We start from the raw sequence: 617 nt of genomic DNA on the forward strand, positions 1-617 counted from the left end.
TAGTGCCGCGTTCCTCATAGCCGGTAGACGAACGTGCGGCGGAGGGTGCGGGGCTGGGGTGGTGGTCGCCCCCAGATCCAGGGATGGGCGCGGGCGTTGAGCTGGGCGGTGGCGAGGGCGACCGCGTAGGCGATCTCGGTGGCATCGGCGAAGGTCTGCCCGGCGAACGCGGCCTTGCGCAGCAGCCGCCACCAGCCCTCGGCCAGGTTCAGCCAGCACGCTTTGACCGGGATGAACACCTGGCGGATCCGCGGGTGACGCAGCAACCACTGGCGGACCTTCCAACTGGAATGGCTGGACAGATTATCGGTGATGACCACGATCGCACCGCGCCGGTTGGCGGTGGCGATCCGCGTCAGCAGCTGGATCCAGCCGTCACTGTTGCGCGAGGGCGCACAGAAGGTGAGTTCGGTGCCGTCGCGGATACGTAAGCCGCCGTACACCCACGTCTTGTCGATGCCGCGCGAATACTCCAGTCGGTCTTTGATTCGGTGCCCGTCAGGTGACCAGGCGGGCGCGGGCGGGAAGGTACGCGGGGTCACCGGCCCGAGCTCGTCGGCGCAGATCACCGTGGTGCCTGGCGGGGGCTGGGTATAGAGGCCGACGACCTCGGCTCT

The 617-nt window shown here is 68.2% G+C and carries 1 protein-coding gene; it reads right to left on the reverse strand.

The window, feature by feature from the left end:
* Window positions 1-14: 14 nt before the first annotated feature.
* The coding region (locus tag ACSDR0_RS51050) for an IS630 family transposase (RefSeq protein ID WP_435296208.1) at window positions 15-617 on the reverse strand (603 nt) is incomplete at its 5' end.

Origin of the sequence: Streptosporangium sp. G11 (genome assembly GCF_051192615.1) — a bacterium.
Lineage (GTDB): Bacteria > Actinomycetota > Actinomycetes > Streptosporangiales > Streptosporangiaceae > Streptosporangium.